This window comes from Campylobacter armoricus (assembly GCF_013372105.1).
Classification (GTDB): Bacteria; Campylobacterota; Campylobacteria; order Campylobacterales; family Campylobacteraceae; genus Campylobacter_D; species Campylobacter_D armoricus.
The window spans coordinates 1,494,108-1,514,906 of record NZ_CP053825.1; the positions used below are offsets into that span (position 1 = coordinate 1,494,108).

Sequence of the window (20,799 nt, forward strand, 5' to 3'; positions counted from 1 at the left end):
TATTTTTTTCCTTATTTAAAACTTTTTTCCAAAACCTTATCGATTAAACCATATTCTTTAGCTTCTACAGCACTCATAAAAAAATCTCTATCTGTATCTTTTTCTATTTTAGAAAGTTTTTGCTTGGTATTTTTAGCTAAAATATCATTTAAAATTGCTTTTAATCTTAGAATTTCTTTTGCTTGAATTTCAATATCTGTTGCTTGTCCTCTTGCACCACCCAAAGGTTGATGAATCATAATTCTTGAATTTGGCAAAGCAAATCTTTTACCTGGGGTACCACAACTAAGCAAAAACGCACCCATAGAAGCAGCTTGCCCAATGCAAATAGTGCTTACATCTGCTTTAATATAATTCATAGTATCATAAATACTAAATCCACTTGTTACAACTCCACCTGGTGAGTTAATATAAAGATAAATATCTTTTTGAGGATCTTCTGCTTCTAAAAATAAAAGTTGAGCTACAATAGAGGCAGCAAGATCATCATTAATCTCACCGCTTAACATAATAATTCTATCTTTTAAAAGCCTTGAGTATATATCATAACTTCTTTCACCTCTACTGGTTTTTTCAACTACATAAGGTATGTATGAACTCATTATTTTTCACTTTCTTTTTCAGTTTTCTTTTTTTCATTTTTTTTGAAAATATCAGCAAAAAGTTTTTCTTCTATCAAAGACATTTTAATCGCTGGTAATGCACCTTGTTTTTTATAATTTTCTAAATGTTCTTGCGGATTAAAACCATATCTATAAGCTTCAAAATAAATTGCTTGGATTAATTCTTGATCACTTACTTGAACATTTCTAAGTTTTGCTAACTCATCTATAATGAAAGTTAATTTTACACTTTTTTGTGCATCTTCTTTAAAACTTTCTCTTTTTTCTTTATATTTTGCTTCATCTTTAAATTCTTTTAGTTCTTCTTCACTTAAATTTCTCAAAGAACTTCTAAATTGCATATCTGTTTCTTGTTCTACTATATTTCTTGGTAAAACAAAATCAAACTTAGCTACTAAAGCTTCTGCGAATTGATTTTTAAGTTCATCGTTGATAAGTTTAAATATTTTTTCATTTTTTAATTGTTCTTTTAATTTCGCGTCTAATTTTTCAACACTTGGTTCTTTTTCTTCAGGGAGTAAGCTTTTTAAAAGCTCTTCATTTAATTCAGGCATTTTAAGTTCTTGAATTTCATGAATTTTTACTTTAAATATCGCATCTTTTCCTGCTAAATGTGTTGCTCCATATTCTTTTGGAAAAGTTACATTAATATCTTTTTCCTCACCCTTTTTAAGACCTATCATACCTTCTTCAAATCCAGGTATAAACTGCTTTGAACCAATTTCTAAAACATAATTTTGAGCTTTTCCACCATCAAAAGCTTTACCATCAACAAAGCCTTCAAAGTCAAATTTAGCAAAATCTCCTTCTTTTAACGCTCTTGTCTCTTTGATTGTTTCAGGAGTTGCAAATCTTTTTAATAATTCCTCTTTTTTTGCATCAATTTCTTTTTGAGTTACTTTTGGTGTATTATAAGTTGGGATTAATTCTTCATAACCATCTAATTTTACTTCCGGTTTAAAAGAAAGCACCATTTGAGCCTCAATATCACCATCTTTTCTATCAAATTTCTCAAAATATGGCTCACCTACTAAATCTTTAGCTTCTTTTTTGACTTCCTTTAAAGCACCATCTACAGCATTTCTTAAAAGATCTTGCTCCGCATCTCTTGTAAGCTCTTTTTCATATCTTTTAAGTATAGCAGCAACAGGAACTTTTCCTGCTCTAAAACCATCCATCTTCATAGTTTTAGATGCTTTTTTAGCTAATTTTTCAACTTCTGCTTTAATGGCTCCTTGAGCAATTTTCACAGTAGCATTTGCATTTGCAAAATCAATTAGTTTTGCTGTAACTTCCATAATATTTTCCCTTTTTTAATAAAATTTTTTGATAATATACCAAAATTTTCCTTATCACTTTATATAAAAATAAAAATATGTTAAAATTTTAATTTTTATGGAGAAAAAATGCAAGAAAAATTTGAACAAGCAGTAAAAAATATGCTAGAAATTATTGGAGAAAATCCTCAAAGAGAAGGACTTTTAAAAACTCCTACAAGAGTATTTAAAGCTTTTGAATTTTTAAGCAGTGGTTATAAACAAGATCCCAAAAAAATATTGAATGATGCTTTGTTTGAAAGTTCAAATAACGAAATGGTTTTAGTAAGAGATATAGAATTTTATAGTCTTTGCGAACACCATCTTTTACCATTTTTTGGTCGTGTGCATGTTGCGTATATACCAAATAAAAAAGTCATAGGGCTTAGTAAAATTCCACGCCTTGTAGAAGTTTTTGCAAGAAGATTACAAATTCAAGAACAACTCACAGAACAAATCGCAGAAGCTTTAATGGAATATGTAGGCGCAAAAGGTGTTGGGGTAGTTATTGAAGCAAGACATATGTGCGTTGAAATGCGTGGGGTGCAAAAGGCAAATTCTACTACTAGCACTTCAGCTTTAAGAGGAAGTTTTTTAAAAAATGAAAAAACTAGAAAAGAATTTTTCTCTTTGATAAACTCGTCTAGACAGGTTAGATTCTAATGGGTTTAGAAAAACTTCGTAGCAAAATAACCTCACAAAATCTTGCTAGTGTGTTTGGTCAAATTACTAAAATTTCAAGCACAAGCATAGAGATTAATGGTTTAAAAACTAGCATAGGTGATATCATTAAAATAGTTTCTAGTGAAGATGAGAGCAAAGAAGCTATGGCTATGGTGGTAGAAGTTGATGAAAACTTAAGCTATCTAAGTCCTTTTGGTTTTGTAGAGGGTTTTAAAATAGGCGATCGTGCATTTATAAACGATGCAGGTATGCAAATTGGCGTTAGTGATGAACTTTTAGGAAGAGTAGTTGATCCTTTTATGCGTCCAAAAGATGGCAAAGGGTCTATTGAGGCGAGTAAATTTATGCCTATTATGCGTGCACCTATTGATGCAATGAAAAGAGGTTTAATAGAAGAAGTTTTTCCAGTTGGAGTAAAAACCATAGATGCGCTTTTAACTTGCGGAGTGGGACAAAAGCTTGGAATTTTTGCAGGTAGTGGAGTAGGAAAATCAACTCTTATGGGTATGATAGTAAAAAATTCCAAAGCTCCTATAAAAGTTATAGCCTTAATAGGCGAACGCGGTAGAGAAATTCCTGAATTTATACAAAAAAATTTAGGTGGAAAATTAGATGATACTGTTATCATAGTAGCCACAAGTGATGATAGTGCTTTGATGAGAAAATATGGTGCATTTTGTGCTATGAGTGTAGCTGAGTATTTTAAAGAGCAAGGAAAAGATGTGCTTTTTATAATGGATAGTGTTACTCGTTTTGCTATGGCTCAAAGAGAAATAGGCCTTGCATTAGGCGAACCACCAACTACAAAAGGCTATCCGCCTAGTGTTTTAAGTCTTTTACCACAGCTTATGGAGCGAGCAGGGAAAGAAGAAGGTAAGGGGACCATAACTGCATTTTTCACCGTGCTTGTAGATGGAGATGATATGAGCGATCCGATTGCAGATCAAAGTAGATCTATACTTGATGGACATATAGTTTTAAGTAGAGAGCTTACTGATTTTGGTATTTATCCACCTATTAATATACAAAATTCAGCTTCAAGGGTTATGGGAGATATTATTAGCAATGAACACAAACTTGCGGCTAGACAATTCAAGCGTTTAAATTCTTTGCTTAAAGAAAATGAAGTATTATTAAGAATTGGTGCTTATCAAAAAGGTACCGACAAAGAACTTGATCAAGCTATTGCTAAAAAAGATTTTATGCAGCAATTTTTAAGTCAAAATCCTGAAGAAAGTTTTGAATTTGAAGATACTATAAATATGCTCAAAATGATTGATACACAATAATTGGAATAATTTTTGCTTTAACATTATAGCAAAAAGCCATGAAAAAAGGATAGATCATGTCAAATGTAGCATTTTTAGATCACCAACAAAATTTAGGTTTAAAATATACTGATATTTGCCAAAATATTTTTGAAAGAGAACTCTTTACACAAATGTTTTTAGAGTGTGTGTGTTTTGAACTTTTAGAAGAAAAAGCTAAATTGAAATATTTCAAGATTATAAATTCTAACGAAGATTTTATCATTGAATTTAAAATAAATAATCAAAAAAAATCATTTATTATCAATAATAAAAAATGTTTAAATGAAGAATACAACGCAAAAAGAATGACTCAAGATGAGTATGAAAGAGAAATTGCTAGGATTTATCAAATTGAAAGATTTTTAAAATCACAAAACAATTTAGAAAATTTTTCTAACGGAATTTATACAACAATAAAAAATCTTTTTAAAGATACTAATGAATTTAAAAATTATATTGATATGATTGAAGCCAAAGAAAACAACCACAATTACTATATTTCAAAAATTTATAATATAGCTTAATAATTATAAAACTTTGCCGATAATATTATGAATCCAAAACAAAGGAGTAAGTTATGGGCGAAGTTACCAATAACCAAGCAAGTTTAATGCTTAATATTGCAACTACTATGATGAAAAAAACCATAGAAGTTAATGAAAATGCAGTAATGCAAGTACTTGAAGGCGTAAATGCAAACCCTGCTCCAACTACTACTCCTAGCACTAGTTCAGGATTGCTTGACATTTACGCTTAAAAATTTCTCTTCGATTCAAAAATTTTGGCATAGCTTTTGCTTTTGAAAAGTTAAGCAATATTTTTGAAGAGAAGAGTTATGTTTATAAATTCTAATATCAATCCATATCAGAATTTTGCAAATTATCCTTTTGCAAAAACTGAAAACATAGAAACAAAAAAAGAAAATACAGAAATTAAAAATAATTCATTTGAGAGTAAAAATTCAAATTTAGACTATAAAATAACATATGCTAGTGAATTTGGATTTAGGATAGATGAACAAGGTTTTTTTGAAAAAGATCTCAATAAAACTGCAAGAATTCCTTTAGAATATAATATCAATATAAAAAGCATAAGAGAAATTTCAAAAGAACTTATCAAATTAGATGAAAATTTAAATTACAATAAAATTGATTTGCCTAGACTTTTAAACACCTACCATAACACATTAAAAACAATTAATCCAGAATTTCAAAAAAACGATAATTCTTTTTTAAACAAATCTCAAATATTAAAATTAAATCAAGGGTATAGCTATAATTACGAGGGGAAAATTTTAAAAATATATGAAGATATAAAAAGCTTACAGAACGCAAAGGAACTTAACAAAAATTTAAATACCTTAATGCTTGATAATAAAATAGGAAATTTTGCATTTAATGCAAGTTTAGAAAATACAACCAACAATCCTATTATCAAACCATATCTAAATAAGCAAGCAGAAGTTTCAAAAAGTGGTTTGTTGTTAAATTATATTTATCATGATCTAAAAGAACAAAACAACATAAAAACAAATTTCTTTTTATCTCCTATTGAACTTGATATTAGCTCAAATATAAATTTTCAAAAACTTATGAGTGGAGAAATTAGCACTCAAGATTTTATCAATGAAAACAATAGAGAAAAAATGAGCTTTGATTTGTATTTATACATCAATGGAGTTGATAAAAATAATACTTCAGAAGACAAGCTTTCTGTATTTTTTCAACAATATATTAATTATCAACATAGCATTAATATGCAAGAATTTACAAACTCAAGTTCTATTTACACTTTATATAATGAGAAAATCACTAAAGATTTTGAAAAAATAAAGGATGATTTTAATCAAAATAATTCAAATATTAATCTTGAAGAAATTAACAATCAAAAAGACATTTTAAATACACAATTTTTAGAAAATCGTAAAAAACAAGCTAGTATTAACAAAATTTTACATTCTTATTTAAACGCTATGGCTTAAACTTGTGCTAAAATAATATTATTTTTACACAAGTTAAATTTATTATAATTTAAAGTTAAATTTAATATCTTAGTGTATATTAACAAAAAAGATAAAAAATATCCTAATTAAAGGAGAATATTTTGAAAGTATATTTAGACAATAACGCAACAACTCAACTTGCACCAGAAGCTTATGAACTGATGAAACCTTTTTTAAAAGAGCAATATGGAAATCCAAATAGTCTTCATCAATGGGGTAGTGCAACTCATCCTGCATTAAAAGAAGCCATGGATAAACTTTACACAGGGCTTGGGGCAAGTGATTTAGATGACATAGTTATAACTTCATGCGCTACCGAAAGTATTAACTGGGTATTAAAAGGTGTATATTTTGATAGAATTTTAAATAGCAATAAAAACGAGATAATCATTTCTAGCGTAGAACATCCTGCAGTTGCAGCTTGTGCTATGTTTTTAAAATCTTTAGGAGTTAAGGTTATAGAACTTGGGGTTGATCATGAAGGCGTTTGTAGTGTAAAAGATCTAAAAGAAGCTATTTCAGATAAAACTGCCTTAGTTAGTATTATGTGGGCAAATAATGAAACAGGTATGATTTTTCCTATCGAAGAAATGGCTCAAGTTGCACACGAATATGGTGCCTTATTCCATACTGATGCTACTCAAGCAGTAGGAAAAATAAAAGTAAATTTAACAAAAGTAGGCGTTGATTTTGCATCTTTTTCTGCCCATAAATTTCATGGTCCAAAAGGTATTGGGGGATTATTCATAAAAAAAGGATTAAAATTAACTCCATTGTTACATGGTGGTGAGCATATGGGTGGAAGAAGAAGTGGAACTTTAAATGTTCCTTATATTATAGCTATGGCAGAAGCTTTAAGGATTGCAAATACTATGCTTGATTTTGAAAATTCTCACATTAGAAGATTAAGAGATAAATTAGAAGATTTAATCTTAACTATACCAGATACTAGTGTAGTGGGAGATAGATCAAGAAGGGTTCCTAATACTGTTTTAGCAAGTATAAAAGGCGTTGAAGGCGAAGCTATGCTTTGGGATTTAAATAAAAATGGCATAGCGGCAAGCACAGGATCAGCTTGTGCTAGCGAAGCATTAGAAAGCAATCCTATCATGGAAGCAATTGGTGCAGATAATGATTTAGCACATACTGCTTTAAGACTTTCTTTATCAAGATTTAACACTGAAGATGAAATAGATTATGCTGCTGAACAAATAAAAAAAGCTACTCAAAGACTTAGAGCTATATCAAGTACTTATGCGTATAAAGGATAAATAATGGGAAAAAATAGTTTAATAGGCGGTTCTATTTGGGATGAGTATTCCCAAAAAGTTCAAGATAGAATGAATAATCCAAAATATATGGGCGAACTAACACAAGATGATGCAAAAAAAACTAATGCAAAATTAATTATTGCTGATTTTGGAGCTGAAAGCTGTGGCGATGCTGTTAGACTTTATTGGTTGGTAGATGAAAAAACAGATAAAATAATAGATGCTAAATTTAAAAGTTTTGGCTGTGGCACTGCTATTGCAAGTAGTGATACTATGGCTGAACTTTGCATAGGAAAAACAGTGGATGAAGCTGTTAAAATAACAAATTTAGATGTTGAATTTGCTATGAGAGATAATCCTCAAACTCCTGCTGTGCCACCTCAAAAAATGCATTGTTCTGTTATGGCTTATGATGTTATCAAACAAGCCGCAGCACATTATAAGGGGGTTAATCCTGAGGATTTTGAAGATCAAATTATAGTTTGTGAATGCGCTAGAGTTAGTCTTGGAACTATAAAAGAAGTTATAAGATTAAATGATTTAAAAAGTGTAGAAGAAATCACTCAATATACAAAAGCTGGAGCTTTTTGTAAATCCTGTATAAAAGCTGGAGGTCATGAGAAAAAAGATTATTATCTTGTAGATATTTTAGCCGAAACAAGAGCTGAAATGGAAAGAGAAAAACTAAAAAATCAAAGTAAAACAGATATAGCTTTTGATGATATGACTATGGTCAAACAATTAAAAGCTGTAGAGTCTGTTTTAGATAGTGATGTGCGTCCTATGTTGCATGGAGATGGCGGGGATTTAGAAGTGATTGATATACAAAAAAGCGAAAGTAATAATATTGATGTGTATATTCGTTACCTTGGTGCTTGCAGTGGATGTTCAAGTGGTAGTGGGGCAACTTTATATGCTATAGAAAACATATTACAAGAAGAACTTAGCCCTAATATACGCGTTATACCAGTGTAAATAAGTAGTTTTTATTTACAAACCTTATAAATATAGCCTTTTTATGTTAAAATAATATTTTAAATTAAAAATAAAAGGCTGTATTTATGCGTAGAATTCACGCTCTTATTAAAAGCGAAACATTTCCTGGTGTTTTACTAATATTTTTTACTGCTCTTGCATTAATTTTACAAAATAGCTCATTAACTGATCAATATACAAATTTTTTAAATATTCCTTTTGGTTTTCAAGCAGGAAGTTTAGAAATTTTTAAACCTTTATTATTGTGGATTAATGATGGACTTATTGCTATTTTTTTCTTTGCTATAGGACTTGAACTAAAATACGAAGTTACAAAAGGACAACTTAATAGCATTAAAGCTATGTCTTTACCTGTTTTTGCTGCTCTTGGAGGTATGATAGTCCCTGCTTTAATCTTTGCTTTTTTTAATTATAAAGACTCTTTTGCTCTACAAGGTTGGGCTATACCAACAGCTACCGATGTGGCTTTTGCGGTAGGAATTTTAATGCTTTTAGGTAAAAAAGTACCCGCTTCGCTAAAACTTTTCTTGCTTTCTTTGGCAATTTTTGATGACTTAGGCGCCATCATAGTTATAGCTTTATTTTACACAAGCGAACTTTCAGTATTTGCTATGATTGCTGCTTTAGTTTGTATGCTAGCACTTTATTTATTAAATCATTTTCATGTAACTAAAAAATCTTTTTACATTATCATAGCAATAGTATTTTGGATAAGCATGTTAAAAAGTGGAGTACATGCGACTTTGGCTGGTGTAATAACAGCTTTATTTATACCACTTCAAACAAAAAGTGGTAAATCATTTTTAAAAGAAATTGAGCATGATTTAGCTCCTTGGGTAAGTTATTTTATCTTACCTATTTTTGCCTTTGCAAATGCTGGAGTGGATTTAAAAGATATGGATCCAAGTTATATATTTTCATCAGTAAGCATGGGAATTATTTTGGGTTTATTTTTAGGAAAACAAATTGGAGTGTTTTTGTTTTCTTTTATAAGCATCAAATTGGGCTTAGCAAAACTTCCTCAAAATGTAAATTTTAAACAACTATATGGAGTTTGCATACTAACAGGTATTGGTTTTACCATGAGTTTTTTCATAGATGGACTTGCCTATCAAAATAGCGATATTTTTGCATATTCTGACAAACTTGCTATACTAATAGCGTCTTTATTAAGTGCTGTTGTTGGATACTTTTACTTAAAAATTGTTTATGGATCCACAAAATGAAATTAAGGAATTTTCAAAATTTGGTATCCATTGAAATTCTAGGAGGACTATTGCTTTTAGGAGCAACAATCTTTGCTCTTATACTAAAAAATAGTCCATATGGCGAACACTATATGGATTTTCTTAGTGTAGAAATGGGTTTAAAAGTTGGAACATGGGAGCTCTTTAAGCCATCTTTATTGTGGATTAATGATGGACTTATTGCTATTTTTTTCTTTGCTATAGGACTTGAACTAAAAAAAGAATTTACACAAGGGGAATTTAAAACTCTTAGTAATATTACCTTACCTTTAATGGCCGCTATAGGCGGTATAGTTGTCCCTGCATTAATTTTTTGTATTATAAATTTTAATGATGCCTATGTTTTAAAAGGTTGGGCTATACCCACAGCTACCGATACTGCTTTTGCATTAGTAATACTAGCTATGCTAAAACATCGCATTCCAAGTTCATTAAAAATTTTTTTAGTTTCTTTGGCTATTTTTGATGATGTAGGTGCCATTTTAATCATTGCAATATTTTATACAAGTGAGCTTTCTACTTTAGCGTTTTTTGTTGCATTTTGTTGTATAGTAGGCTTATTTATACTTAATCGTTTAGGCAACGAAAGAAAGTCTTTTTACTATATATTAGGCGCATTGCTTTGGCTTAGTGTTTTAAAGAGTGGCGTCCATGCAACTTTGGCTGGTATCATCACCGCTTTTTTTATCCCTATAAATACTAAAAATAACCATCCTATGTTAGAAGAAATTGAACATGGTTTAAAATTTTGGATTGCTTTTATTATTCTTCCATTATTTGCATTTGCAAATGCAGGTGTAGATCTTTCTAAAATTCAAACCCATATGCTTTTTAGCGGTGTTAGTTTAGGTATATTTTTAGGACTTTTTATTGGAAAACAACTTGGTGTTTTTGGTTTTGCTTATATGGCGATTAAATTTAAACTTGCAAAACTACCAAAAGATTCAAATTTCAAGCAATTATATGGAGTTTGCATACTAACAGGTATTGGTTTTACCATGAGTTTTTTCATAGATGCACTTGCATACGAGGTAAGTGATATATTCAATTTTGTAGATAATCTTGCAATATTGTTAGCTTCTCTAGCTTCTGGTATTTTTGGCTATTTTTATTTAAGATTTATCAAATAATTAAGTTATTTTTAAAGTAAATAAGATATAATTTTAACTCTTAATTTGATATTTTGGCCCATTCGTCTAGCGGTTAGGACATCGCCCTTTCACGGCGGTAACACGAGTTCGAGTCTCGTATGGGTCACCACTATCAATCTTTTTTGACAAGACTTCTAGTAAATCTATTTATTATCTTCTTCTTTGAAAGAAAATATAGGCAAGGACAAACCATAATATATCGCTAAAAGCCTAGCTATAGTTCCTACAATTAATGAAGCAAGAATCACCCACAATTCATTTACCCCTAAAATATGCAGTATATAATACAAAGCACCTGTTAATATAGCTACACCTGCGTAAATTTCTTTTTGAAACACAAGCGGTATCCTAGCACACAATATATCCCTTAATATCCCACCAAATACACCTGTAATCACAGCCGAACTCACAGCCACTATAAAACCATATCCCATTTGTATTGCTATTTGAGCTCCCAAAACACTAAAAACTACTAAACCTATAGCATCTAAAACTAAAAATAATTTTTCGAGTTTTATAACATATTTAGCAATTTTTGTTGTAATCATAGCTGCAACACAAATTAAAATCACATATTCAGGAGTTTTAATCCAAGTTAGTGGATGATGATCAAGTAAAATATCTCTAATCGAACCTCCGCCAATTGCTGTTACAAGTGCTATGAATATCACTCCAAAAAGATCCATTTTATGTCGTCCAGCAGCAATGGCACCTGTCATAGCATCAACAGTAATTCCAATAATATAAAGTATAGTTAAAAGCATAGTAGGTTTTAACCCCTGTTTTTAAACAAGGGTTAATTTTGACTTATGATATTGATGATATTTTGAGCAACTTTTTTAGCAATAGGCTCAACAAATTCAACAGGAGAGGTAAATCCTACACAAGAGCAGTTAATCTCACCTAAAACATATTTATCTTTACCATTTTCATCAGTATCTAAGATAAAATCTGCTGTCCAAATTAAAGGAATATCATAATTTCCAAGCTTTGAGCGAATTTCTGGTAAGGTTGCTAAAAACCAATCAACTAATTCTTGCCAATCTTTTGGCTCATCGTATCTATATTTTGCACCTGAAAAAAGTGTAGCAGAAAATGCATCAGCGCCTTCTGCAGGCTTTTTATGCACTACATAAATTGGAGTATGATAAAGCATTAAAATTCTAATTTCACCTTCTTTAATACGCGGTAAAAAAGTCATATCTACAAGCATACCATTATCGCCTACAATGTATTGCTCACAAAAGTCCATAAATTCACCAAGCTCTCTTTCTTCTGTGTGATTATCCTTAGCCTCTGTACATTTGATTTTTGCATTTAAAGGCACGCTTGTAGCTCCTGCTGGTAGTTCATCAATCAATCTTACACGCCAAATTCCCTCACCTGTTGAGCCACGATTTTGTTTTAAAACCCTCTCTCCTTTTGCTAAAGTTTTTGGGAAATTTTCTTTAAAAGTTTTAATATCATAATATGCATAAGTATCTTCAGGCACCAAAGCAGTTTTATTAAGTTTAGTTAATGCATCTTTAGCACCATATCCTATCATAGCATCAGGATGAGGCATACCTATAACACCATTTGCACAAAGCTTTCTTAACATATCAAAATATTCATTTTCTTCTTTTAAATTTCCTGGATTTATCCTAGAAACATAAGCATCGGCATTGTTTTTTACATATTCATAAATTTCATCTTTTTTTTCTACTTCAAAAAAGATCACTTCAGCATTCCATCCTTGCTCTTTTAGAGCATTTACCATAGGCATAGTATCTTTTCTATGTCCATCTTCACCTTTATCGCTACCACCTCTTACTTCAAAAAAAACAATATTTTTTTTCATGCTTTAATCCTTTTTATTAAATACAACAAAATAATAACTAAGTAAGCATTAAAATTCATTTATAAATTTTAATCAAACTTGATAATTTTGAACTCGCGTTTAAAAGTAAAACATCAGCCATACATATAGCCACCATAGCATTTACCACCACACTACCTCTTACACCCACACAAGGATCATGCCTACCTTTTAACTCATATATAATGTTTTCTCCTTGAATATTTTGTGTTTGTTGGGGCAAAAATATAGAAGGTGTTGGTTTAAAATATGTTTTTATATCGATAAAATCCCCATTAGAAATTCCGCCTAATATTCCTCCACTATGATTACTTAAAAAAACTCCATCTTTTAACTCATCATTGTTTTGGCTTCCGCACATATAACTGCTTTGAATGCCACTTCCTATTTCTACAGCTTTAACTGCATTTATACCCATAATTGCATAAGCAAGCTTACCATCAAGTTTATCATATAAAGGCTCCCCTAAGCCTTTGATAGGGTTTTTAACTCTTGTAAAAACCCTAGCCCCTATACTATTTTTACCCTTTTTAGCCTTTAAAATTTCATCTTTTAATTTTTGTTCTAAATTTTTATCTAAAGCATACACTTCGCTATTTTTAGCATAGTCAAAATCAAACTCATCATTACTAAGCTTACTATCAATATCTCCTACCCCAAAAACTCCACTCATTACTTCTATACCAAATTCTTTTAAAAGCATACAAGCTATAGCTCCTGCTGCTACTCTTGCTACACTTTCTCTAGCACTAGCTCTTCCACCACCTCTATAATCTCTAATGCTATATTTATGATAATAAGTAAAATCAGCATGAGCAGGACGAAAAATATCTTTCTCATAATCTTTTGAGTGTGTATTTTCATTATATACTAGCACACTGATAGGAGTTCCTGTTGTATAACCTTTAAAAACCCCACTTAAAACTTGAGCTTTATCCATTTCTTTTCTAGGGGTGCTAAATTGATTTTGACCTGGTTTTCTTCTATCTAACATATCTTGTAAAAAATCAAAGTCAAATTTAACGCCTGCGGGCATACCATCCACAACACAACCCATAGCTAAACCATGAGATTCTCCAAAACTTGTAAATTTAAATCTTACTCCAAAACTATTCATAATTTTCCTAATTTTTCTAATGCAATTTTGGCACATTGTTGCTGTGCTTCTTTTTTACTACCTGCTGTTGATCTTGCTACTTCTATGCCTTGAATTTTTACTGAGATTTCAAATTGTTTTTTATGATCAGGTCCAAAAGCTTTTACTACTATATATTCAGGCGTTCCTGCCATATTTGCTTGTGTGATTTCTTGAAGTTTTGTTTTGTAATCTTTAAACAAACTTTGTGTATCAATATGCGGATAAACCTCATTAAGCAAACTTAACGCTATTTCTTTGGTTTTTTCAAAACCTATTTCTAAATACAAAGCTCCCATTAATGCCTCAAAAGCATCTGAAAGTATAGAAGGCTTGTTACGCCCATTGTTGTTTTCTTCTGCTATAGACATAAAAATGCATTCTCCAAGATCAAGTTTTTGAGCTAAAGTCGCGAAAGATTTTTCATTTACCAAAGCTGCCCTAAGCTTAGAAAGATTTCCTTCTGAATCTTTTTGAAATTTAAAAAACAAAAACTCTCCTACTACTAAATCCATCACTGCATCGCCTAAAAACTCTAATCTTTCGTTATTATAAGGCTTTTTATAACTTTTATGCGTTAAAGCCTCTATAAGCAATTGCTCATTTTTAAAATGATAGTTTAGTCTTTCTTGAAGTTTTTTAAGCATTTATTAACCTTTCTTCTTGGAGCTTTAAGGCTGCATTTCTTGCTAGCTCATCACAACGCTCATTTAACTCATTGCCATTGTGTGCTTTAATCCAAAAGGCAGTTATTTTATGATCTTTAGCCACATTTAAATACTCCTTCCAAAGATCAATATTTTTTTTACCCTTAAAATCTTTTTTTATCCAGCCCTCAAGCCATTCATTAATACTTTGCACCATTAAATTTGAATCTGTGTATAATTTTATCTCGCATGGCTCTTTTAATGCTTTTAAAGCTTGTATGATAGCCATTAACTCCATACGATTGTTTGTTGTATTTTCACATGCCCCACTTTGTTCTTTTTGGTGATTTTTATAAGTTAAAATATAAGCCCACCCTCCAAAACCAGGGTTATTTAAACAAGAACCATCAGTATAAATTTCAATATTTTTCAAGCTTTTACCTCATAATAAATATCACATTTTCCAAATTCATAGCAAAATGGACAATGATAAAAAAACAAAGGACTTTGATTTTTACAATTATTACACACATAAGTAAAGCCAAGATTTGCACTTAGCCCATTATCGTTTAAAATTTTTAAAATTTTTAATTTATGATTTGTAATTGGAGTGAATTTTGCACTTAAATTTTTTGCATAAAAAAACTCACAATACTTTTCATCTTCAAGATGAAGCGGACTTTTGCACTCATTAAGCAAATCAATGACATTTTCAAATTTTGGCATTTGAGTAAGTTTATCCTTATAATGCAAAAAACAAAATCTTAAAACATATTCATTATCTTTACTTAAAGCCAAAATTTCTTTGACTTTTTGCTCTTGCTCTTTAGAATTTGCTTGAATTTTAAAAGCCTTTATCAAGGCTTTTTCTTCATATATATTTTCACCAAGCTCAAACAAACATTCTAAGACATCTAAAACTTTATCATAATTTTTAAGTTTTAAATATACAATTTTTAAAAGTTTTAAACTTTCTTTATTGCGCGCTTTAATTTTTAATGCATTTAACAAAGCTTCTACACTACGCTCTAAAAATCCTGCTTTTAAATAAACTTGTGCTAATGAAAAAAATATAAATTCTTTTTGACTTGTCTCATTTGATTTTTGCAAAGCTATGATATAAATCCCCACAGCTTTTTCAAATTCTCCACTTTTAGTAAAAATTTGAGCTAAAAAATTTAAATTTTCTATACTTAAATTAGCATTTTTTAAAATTTGTTGATGTGTGGAGTTGATTTCAAATTTTTTTACAAAACGATTTAGTTTGGTTTTTTGATCTTTGTTTGCAAAAACTCTCCATATATAATGCGAACTAGCGATAATAAAAACCAAAGCCACTAAAACAATAAGTCCAAATAAAGGATCGCGATATTCCACAAAGAAAAAATCCATAACCTTACAACTTAACTTTCAAATTTATAACAATTATAGCTAAATGCTTATATAATTTTCTTTAAGGTTTAAAGATGATAGAACAAGCAAGTATAGAACAACTTTTACAAAAAACAGATATTGTTGATATTATAGCTCATTATGTTGAAGTAAAAAAACAAGGATCAGGCTATGTATGCGTTTGTCCTTTTCATGATGATAAAAATCCTAGCATGCATATTAATTCTATTAAAGGATTTTATCATTGTTTTGCATGCAAGGCTGGAGGTAATGTTTTTAAGTTTGTAATGGATTATGAAAAATTAAACTTTGTTGAAGCAGTAGAAAAAGTCGCTTCATGGAGTAATTTTTCACTCACTTACACTTCACAAAAACAAGATAATAAAAAATCTATCATTCACATTTTACCTACTCTTAATGCCTTTTATAAACAAAATTTAGCTAAAAATAAAGAAGCTCTAGCTTATCTTTATAAAAGAGGCTTGAATGATGAAGATATTAGAACTTTTGAACTAGGCTTTGCACCAAGCTCTAATGAAACATTAAGACTTTTACAAAATGAGCAAATCACTCAAGAAGAGGCTTTAGAAGTAGGTGCAATAAAACAAAATGAAAATGGCGCTTATGCAAGTTTTATCAACCGCATTACTTTTAGCATTTATGATCATAAAAATTTACTCATAGGTTTTGGTGGTAGAACTTTAGATGAAACAAATATGGCAAAATATGTCAATTCACCTCAAAGCAAACTTTTTGATAAATCACGCGTTTTTTATGCACTCAATTTAGCAAAAGATGCAATTTATAAACAAAAAGAAATGATAATTTGTGAGGGTTATATGGACGCTATAGCCTTTCATAAAGCAGGATTTAAAAATGCTGTAGCAGTTTTAGGAACAGCTTTAGGAGAACACCATATACCTTTAATCAAACGATTTGAAGCAAGAGTGATTTTATGTTTTGATAATGATAATGCAGGGCTTAATGCAGCTGTGCGTTCAGCACACTTACTAAGTCTAGCTAAAATTGATGGAAAAGTCGTTTTAATTGAAGGTGGAAAAGATCCAGCCGAGCTTGTAGCCAACCATCAAGAAAAATTGCTTTTTAATATTTTAGATAAAGGTTTAGAGCTTGGAGAATTTTATATAAGAAGTTTGATTGCAAGTTTTGACTTAAACTCAGCACTTAGTAAGCAAAAAGCCTTAGAAGAGGTGCAAAAATACACCTTTAACCTTGAGCCTTTAATAGCTAATTCTTATATAAATTTAGTAGCAAATCTTTTGGGTGTAAATGCTGGAGATATTAAACTTTCTAAAAATATACGAAAAAATATAAATTTTTCAACCCCTATTACGCAAAATAAAATTAACAACATTAGCGAGTTGGAACTTTTAAAATTTTTATATGAAAATCCAAAAGCTATAGGATTGTTTAAACTTTTAAGCACAAAAGAGTATTTCTTACATCAAGATATTGCTAAAGCTATTTTAGAACAAAAAGACTTTGCAGATCCTAACATAAGAGAGCTTTTTGAAATTGAAAATATTAAAATTTTAAATAATTTAGAAGAATTTTTATATGCAATTTGTAAAATAAATTTTGCTTATTTTAACAAATTAGCAAATTTAACTCTAAAACAAGCATATAAAAAACAAATATATAACTTATTAAATCAAAATTTAGAAAAAATTAAAAAAAATTATCAAAATAATGAAAGATTTCTCAATCATCTTATGGAAATATTAAAAAATATACAATTTTTAGATGATGAAGAAAACTTGGAATTATTTTTTCTTAGATTGCAAAAAAATATAAAATGCAAAAAAGAAATTTGCTATGAATTTGATGAAGAAACTTTTTAAACAAACTTACAAATAAAAATTAAAAAATATTCACTACAATATACTAAAAATTCGAAAGGATAAAATGAAAGCATTAGCACTTTTTAGTGGTGGGCTTGATTCTATGCTTGCTATAAAGCTCATAAGCTCTCAAGGTATAGAAGTAAAAGCTTTAAATATCAACATAGGCTTTGGCGGTACAAGTGATAAAAGCGAACTCATGGCAAAACGCGCTGCTATGGCAGGGGCTAGTTTTGAAATGATAGATGTAAGAAATGCATATTTACAAGAAGTTTTATTTAATCCTCAATATGGTTATGGAAAGCATTTTAACCCTTGTATAGATTGTCATGCTTTTATGTTTAAAACAGCTCTTTCTATGTTAAAAGATGAAAATGCAAGTTTTATCATCACAGGAGAAGTGGTTGGCCAACGCCCAATGAGCCAAAGAAATGATGCTATGGCAAAGGTTAAAAAACTAGCACTTGATGAAGAAGATTTAATCTTGCGTCCAATGTGTGCTAAAAATTTACCTTTAACTAAACCTGAGCGTGAGGGTTGGGTTGATAGAGAAAAGTTAGAAAATATAAGTGGGAGAAGTAGAAAAAGGCAACTTGAGCTTGCTGCTCAATTTGGTTTTGAAGACTTTGAAAGTCCAGGTGGTGGATGTTTGCTTACGCTTGAAAGCTTTTCAAATAAAATCAAGGATTTTATAAAATTTGATAAAAATATGCAAGTAAATGATGCACAACTTTTAAAATATGGTCGCCATTTAAGATTACCAAATGGTTCTAAAATGATAATAGGTAGAAATGAATTAGAAAATCAGTTTTTAAAAGAATTCAAAACTCAAAAATATGAAGAATTAAAGCTTTTTGATTTAATAGGTGCTTATTCTTTAGTAGATGAAAACATCAATCCTCAAGATCTTGAACTCGCTCTAAGTATAGCCTTAACTTATGCTAAAACTCAAAATAATACAAAATATAAAGTTGGATTTAAAGATAGAATTTTTCAAAGTATGGCTTTTGAAGATAAAAACAAAATTCAAGAATATTTTATAAATTAACTACCCTTTAAAGGGTAGTTTTTTAGAATTTCTTTCTTCTAACCTCTGCTACAATATCAGCTGACATTGTATCAACTTCATTTGCTACAGAATTAGTTGCATGTGCAATTTGTGAATTTTCTTTAGTTAAACCATCTATTACTGAGACAGATTGATTAATTTGTGAAATTCCTAAAGCTTGTTCTTTAATACTCTCACCCATTTCATTAATAGATTGAACTAAGATATTAGTATTAGCTTCTATTTCACCTAAAGATTTTTGAGTTCTTTCAGCTAGGTTTCTAACTTCATCAGCAACAACAGCAAAGCCTCTACCATGCTCTCCAGCACGAGCAGCTTCAATAGCAGCATTTAATGCAAGCAAGTTAATTTGATCAGCAATATCTCTAATCACATCTGTTACATCTTTAATATCACTGCTTTGCTTAATAACCTCTTCAGTTCTTGCTGCAACTGCATTCATAGAAGCACTCATTTCTTCAACTGCAGCAGCACTTTCTTGCAAAGAATCAGCTTGTTTTTGTGCGCCTTCATTAAGTTTTAATACGCTTTCTTTTAAAGCATCAGCTTTAGTTTGAAGCATTTCTCCTTGACTTAATGAAGCTTGAAGCATTTTTTTGATTTCTTCACCTACAGCATTAAGAGATTTTTCTATCTCACCCTCTGCATTAACAAGTTTATCTGAGAAGTCAAGATTTTGAAAACTTGCAAATACTCTTTCTATTTCATTCAAATCTTTACCAATTTTCATTTGCATATCATCAAGCATTTTATTTAATACTTCTTTTAATTCTACAAGTTTTGGATTTACAGGATTTGCTTCTATTCTTTGAGTAAAATGTCCTTTTTCTATATCACATGAAACTTCTAAAATATTTTGCACAGTAATTTCATCTTTTTCTAAACAAGTATGGATGTATTGAACATTTTCATTTACCATACCTGCCATTTTTCCAATCTCATCATTATATCTTGGTGTTAAAACTTCGACATTTGAAACTTCATGATTTAAATATCTAAAAAATTTCATTAGGTGATTTTGAAGTCTTTGCACTCTTGTTGTAACAATATTTTTCATACTATAACCCAAAACAAGAATTATAATAATTATCGCTATAAACCCACTAATTAAAATAAGATTTCTAAGTTCTACTATAGGAGAAAGAACTGTTTTTTCAGGCGCCACTGCAAGCATAGCCCATAAAATTCCTGTATTTGGCCAAACTTCAAAAACTCTAATAGCACCATGATATTTATCTCCATTATCAGAAATATAATTTACCTCTTTAATTTGCACTTTATTTATAAGTTCCATAATATTAGTAGCATTTTTATTAACATCTATAATTTTTTTAGTTACAAAATCAGCATTTGGATGAGTAGCAATAACACCACCATTTGATAATAAAATTCTTCTATCTCCATTATATACAGATCTAGAAGGGTCATTAAAATCGTTAGCCAATACTTGCATATCAAAAATCATACCAAGCACACCTAACACTTTACCTCTTTTATCTACCAAAGGTGTAGCTACATTTGAACCAAAAATTTTAACTCCATTGATATTAAACCATCGTGGTTCTCCAAAATAAAGTTTATCACCTTTAAGTATATAACCAACACCTCTTAAATTTGATATCTCTTCGCTTGCTTGTATGGTTGTCATACCACCAGGATTTTTAATATCACTATCTTTCATTAAAACCATAAATTCATCTTTATTAGTGAAATACTTATTATCCAAGCCCATAGTTTTATAATTAGTTCCATCTTTTAGATAATAGTATCCATAAGCAATAGTCGAGCTAGCATCTATAGTCTCACCAAGAATATTTTCTATTCTTTTTTCTGATATAGGACCTTCTTCTAGCAAAGTATTAAAAATTTTTTGAGTTCCTATAGCTGATATTAAGAAAGATTTTAAAGCAGCTTCTGCTGAGTTGGTATATCTAAAAACAGATGTAATCAAAGTCTTGTTTATTTGTTGAGTTAAAGTATCAGTAGATCTTTGTATTATTAAGAAAGATACACCACTTAAAGCAATAACAACTGTTAAAACAACAATTGCAATGACTTTAGTGCTAAGGTTTAATTTTTTCCACATTGCATTACTCCTTAATTAAAATAAAGTTTTTATAATTATAAAAATTTATTATTAAATAAAAATAAAAATTGTTGTATTTTTATTAAATTTTATAAATAATTTTAAACAATTAAATTTTTTTGTTCAAATCTCTATAAAATGGGGGGGGGG

Annotated in this window: 19 protein-coding genes, 1 tRNA gene and 2 pseudogenes; 12 read left to right on the forward strand and 10 right to left on the reverse strand. The window is 29.9% G+C overall.

Annotation, left to right across the window (positions count from 1 at the left end; translation table 11 throughout):
• Positions 1-11 precede the first annotated feature (11 nt).
• The gene (gene clpP / locus CARM_RS07640) at positions 12-602 is read right to left on the reverse strand and encodes an ATP-dependent Clp endopeptidase proteolytic subunit ClpP (RefSeq protein WP_139426420.1); all 591 of its coding nucleotides are present in this window, start codon (positions 600-602) and stop codon (positions 12-14) included.
• On the reverse strand, positions 602-1,921 hold the full coding sequence (tig, locus tag CARM_RS07645; RefSeq protein WP_139426422.1) for a trigger factor: 1,320 nt from the start codon (positions 1,919-1,921) through the stop codon (positions 602-604). Before tig ends, clpP begins: the two co-directional genes overlap by 1 nt.
• 108 nt (positions 1,922-2,029) lie before the next feature.
• Here tig and folE point away from each other — a divergent pair, with 108 nt between their 5' ends.
• From folE to CARM_RS07695, 10 genes are all read left to right on the forward strand, one after another.
• Entirely contained in the window at positions 2,030-2,602 is a 573-nt protein-coding gene (folE, locus tag CARM_RS07650) for a GTP cyclohydrolase I FolE (RefSeq protein WP_139426424.1), read from the forward strand.
• Complete coding sequence (gene fliI, locus CARM_RS07655; RefSeq protein WP_139426426.1) at positions 2,602-3,912, forward strand: flagellar protein export ATPase FliI; 1,311 nt, start codon at positions 2,602-2,604, stop codon at positions 3,910-3,912. The genes folE and fliI overlap by 1 nt, the downstream gene beginning before the upstream one ends.
• 56 nt (positions 3,913-3,968) lie before the next feature.
• Positions 3,969-4,457: a hypothetical protein gene (locus CARM_RS07660; RefSeq protein WP_139426428.1), complete on the forward strand. Its 489-nt coding sequence runs from the start codon at positions 3,969-3,971 to the stop codon at positions 4,455-4,457.
• 53 nt (positions 4,458-4,510) lie between these two features.
• Positions 4,511-4,690: a putative motility protein gene (locus CARM_RS07665; RefSeq protein ID WP_139426430.1), complete on the forward strand. Its 180-nt coding sequence runs from the start codon at positions 4,511-4,513 to the stop codon at positions 4,688-4,690.
• A 78-nt stretch (positions 4,691-4,768) separates the two neighbouring features.
• Positions 4,769-5,914 carry a hypothetical protein gene (locus CARM_RS07670; protein ID WP_139426512.1) on the forward strand — a complete coding sequence of 382 codons (1,146 nt, stop codon included), beginning with the start codon at positions 4,769-4,771 and terminating at the stop codon, positions 5,912-5,914.
• A 122-nt stretch (positions 5,915-6,036) separates the two neighbouring features.
• Positions 6,037-7,206, forward strand: a complete 1,170-nt coding sequence (locus CARM_RS07675) for a NifS family cysteine desulfurase (RefSeq protein WP_139426432.1) — start codon at positions 6,037-6,039, stop codon at positions 7,204-7,206.
• A 3-nt stretch (positions 7,207-7,209) separates the two neighbouring features.
• The gene (locus CARM_RS07680) at positions 7,210-8,181 is read left to right on the forward strand and encodes an iron-sulfur cluster assembly scaffold protein (RefSeq protein ID WP_139426434.1); all 972 of its coding nucleotides are present in this window, start codon (positions 7,210-7,212) and stop codon (positions 8,179-8,181) included.
• Positions 8,182-8,267: 86 nt separating this feature from the next.
• Positions 8,268-9,428, forward strand: a complete 1,161-nt coding sequence (nhaA, locus tag CARM_RS07685) for a Na+/H+ antiporter NhaA (protein WP_139426436.1) — start codon at positions 8,268-8,270, stop codon at positions 9,426-9,428.
• Complete coding sequence (nhaA, locus tag CARM_RS07690) at positions 9,425-10,579, forward strand: Na+/H+ antiporter NhaA (protein WP_139426438.1); 1,155 nt, start codon at positions 9,425-9,427, stop codon at positions 10,577-10,579. Before nhaA (CARM_RS07685) ends, nhaA (CARM_RS07690) begins: the two co-directional genes overlap by 4 nt.
• A gap of 55 nt (positions 10,580-10,634) precedes the next feature.
• Positions 10,635-10,709, forward strand: a tRNA-Glu gene (locus CARM_RS07695).
• Positions 10,710-10,743: 34 nt separating this feature from the next.
• Here the strand turns inward: CARM_RS07695 and CARM_RS07700 are convergent.
• The 6 genes from CARM_RS07700 to CARM_RS07725 are packed head-to-tail and all read right to left on the reverse strand — an operon-like array spanning position 10,744 to position 15,632.
• Entirely contained in the window at positions 10,744-11,364 is a 621-nt protein-coding gene (locus tag CARM_RS07700) for a trimeric intracellular cation channel family protein (RefSeq protein ID WP_139426440.1), read from the reverse strand.
• Positions 11,365-11,396: 32 nt separating this feature from the next.
• The gene (locus CARM_RS07705; protein ID WP_139426442.1) at positions 11,397-12,440 is read right to left on the reverse strand and encodes a Cj0069 family protein; all 1,044 of its coding nucleotides are present in this window, start codon (positions 12,438-12,440) and stop codon (positions 11,397-11,399) included.
• A gap of 55 nt (positions 12,441-12,495) precedes the next feature.
• Complete coding sequence (aroC, locus tag CARM_RS07710) at positions 12,496-13,575, reverse strand: chorismate synthase (protein WP_139426444.1); 1,080 nt, start codon at positions 13,573-13,575, stop codon at positions 12,496-12,498.
• Positions 13,572-14,240 (reverse strand): ribonuclease III, encoded by a 669-nt coding sequence (gene rnc / locus CARM_RS07715; protein WP_139426445.1) that lies wholly within the window; start codon positions 14,238-14,240, stop codon positions 13,572-13,574. The genes aroC and rnc overlap by 4 nt, the downstream gene beginning before the upstream one ends.
• A complete protein-coding gene (gene rnhA, locus CARM_RS07720) occupies positions 14,233-14,673 on the reverse strand; it encodes a ribonuclease HI (protein ID WP_139426447.1) in 441 nt (146 codons plus the stop codon). The genes rnc and rnhA overlap by 8 nt, the downstream gene beginning before the upstream one ends.
• The gene (locus tag CARM_RS07725) at positions 14,670-15,632 is read right to left on the reverse strand and encodes a hypothetical protein (RefSeq protein WP_139426449.1); all 963 of its coding nucleotides are present in this window, start codon (positions 15,630-15,632) and stop codon (positions 14,670-14,672) included. Before CARM_RS07725 ends, rnhA begins: the two co-directional genes overlap by 4 nt.
• Before the next feature lie 74 nt (positions 15,633-15,706).
• On the opposite strand from CARM_RS07725, the gene dnaG reads away from it, so the two are divergent.
• Entirely contained in the window at positions 15,707-17,494 is a 1,788-nt protein-coding gene (gene dnaG / locus CARM_RS07730) for a DNA primase (RefSeq protein ID WP_139426451.1), read from the forward strand.
• Positions 17,495-17,558: 64 nt separating this feature from the next.
• Positions 17,559-18,542, forward strand: a complete 984-nt coding sequence (locus tag CARM_RS07735) for an argininosuccinate synthase (protein ID WP_139426453.1) — start codon at positions 17,559-17,561, stop codon at positions 18,540-18,542.
• 22 nt (positions 18,543-18,564) lie between these two features.
• Here the strand turns inward: CARM_RS07735 and CARM_RS08630 are convergent.
• Together CARM_RS08630 and CARM_RS08635 are read right to left on the reverse strand one after the other, a co-directional pair.
• Positions 18,565-18,945, reverse strand: a pseudogene (locus CARM_RS08630) (methyl-accepting chemotaxis protein); the annotation flags it as partial.
• A 1,068-nt stretch (positions 18,946-20,013) separates the two neighbouring features.
• A pseudogene (locus CARM_RS08635) lies at positions 20,014-20,649 on the reverse strand (PDC sensor domain-containing protein); the annotation flags it as partial.
• Positions 20,650-20,799 lie beyond the last annotated feature (150 nt).

Coding starts and splice junctions, on each gene's coding strand:
- clpP (WP_139426420.1), bottom strand. CDS start 602: ATGAGTTCATACATACCTTATGTAGTTGAAAAAACCAGTAGAGGTGAA.
- tig (WP_139426422.1), bottom strand. CDS start 1,921: ATGGAAGTTACAGCAAAACTAATTGATTTTGCAAATGCAAATGCTACT.
- folE (WP_139426424.1), top strand. CDS start 2,030: ATGCAAGAAAAATTTGAACAAGCAGTAAAAAATATGCTAGAAATTATT.
- fliI (WP_139426426.1), top strand. CDS start 2,602: ATGGGTTTAGAAAAACTTCGTAGCAAAATAACCTCACAAAATCTTGCT.
- CARM_RS07660 (WP_139426428.1), top strand. CDS start 3,969: ATGTCAAATGTAGCATTTTTAGATCACCAACAAAATTTAGGTTTAAAA.
- CARM_RS07665 (WP_139426430.1), top strand. CDS start 4,511: ATGGGCGAAGTTACCAATAACCAAGCAAGTTTAATGCTTAATATTGCA.
- CARM_RS07670 (WP_139426512.1), top strand. CDS start 4,769: ATGTTTATAAATTCTAATATCAATCCATATCAGAATTTTGCAAATTAT.
- CARM_RS07680 (WP_139426434.1), top strand. CDS start 7,210: ATGGGAAAAAATAGTTTAATAGGCGGTTCTATTTGGGATGAGTATTCC.
- nhaA (WP_139426436.1), top strand. CDS start 8,268: ATGCGTAGAATTCACGCTCTTATTAAAAGCGAAACATTTCCTGGTGTT.
- nhaA (WP_139426438.1), top strand. CDS start 9,425: ATGAAATTAAGGAATTTTCAAAATTTGGTATCCATTGAAATTCTAGGA.
- CARM_RS07700 (WP_139426440.1), bottom strand. CDS start 11,364: ATGCTTTTAACTATACTTTATATTATTGGAATTACTGTTGATGCTATG.
- CARM_RS07705 (WP_139426442.1), bottom strand. CDS start 12,440: ATGAAAAAAAATATTGTTTTTTTTGAAGTAAGAGGTGGTAGCGATAAA.
- aroC (WP_139426444.1), bottom strand. CDS start 13,575: ATGAATAGTTTTGGAGTAAGATTTAAATTTACAAGTTTTGGAGAATCT.
- rnc (WP_139426445.1), bottom strand. CDS start 14,240: ATGCTTAAAAAACTTCAAGAAAGACTAAACTATCATTTTAAAAATGAG.
- CARM_RS07725 (WP_139426449.1), bottom strand. CDS start 15,632: ATGGATTTTTTCTTTGTGGAATATCGCGATCCTTTATTTGGACTTATT.
- dnaG (WP_139426451.1), top strand. CDS start 15,707: ATGATAGAACAAGCAAGTATAGAACAACTTTTACAAAAAACAGATATT.
- CARM_RS07735 (WP_139426453.1), top strand. CDS start 17,559: ATGAAAGCATTAGCACTTTTTAGTGGTGGGCTTGATTCTATGCTTGCT.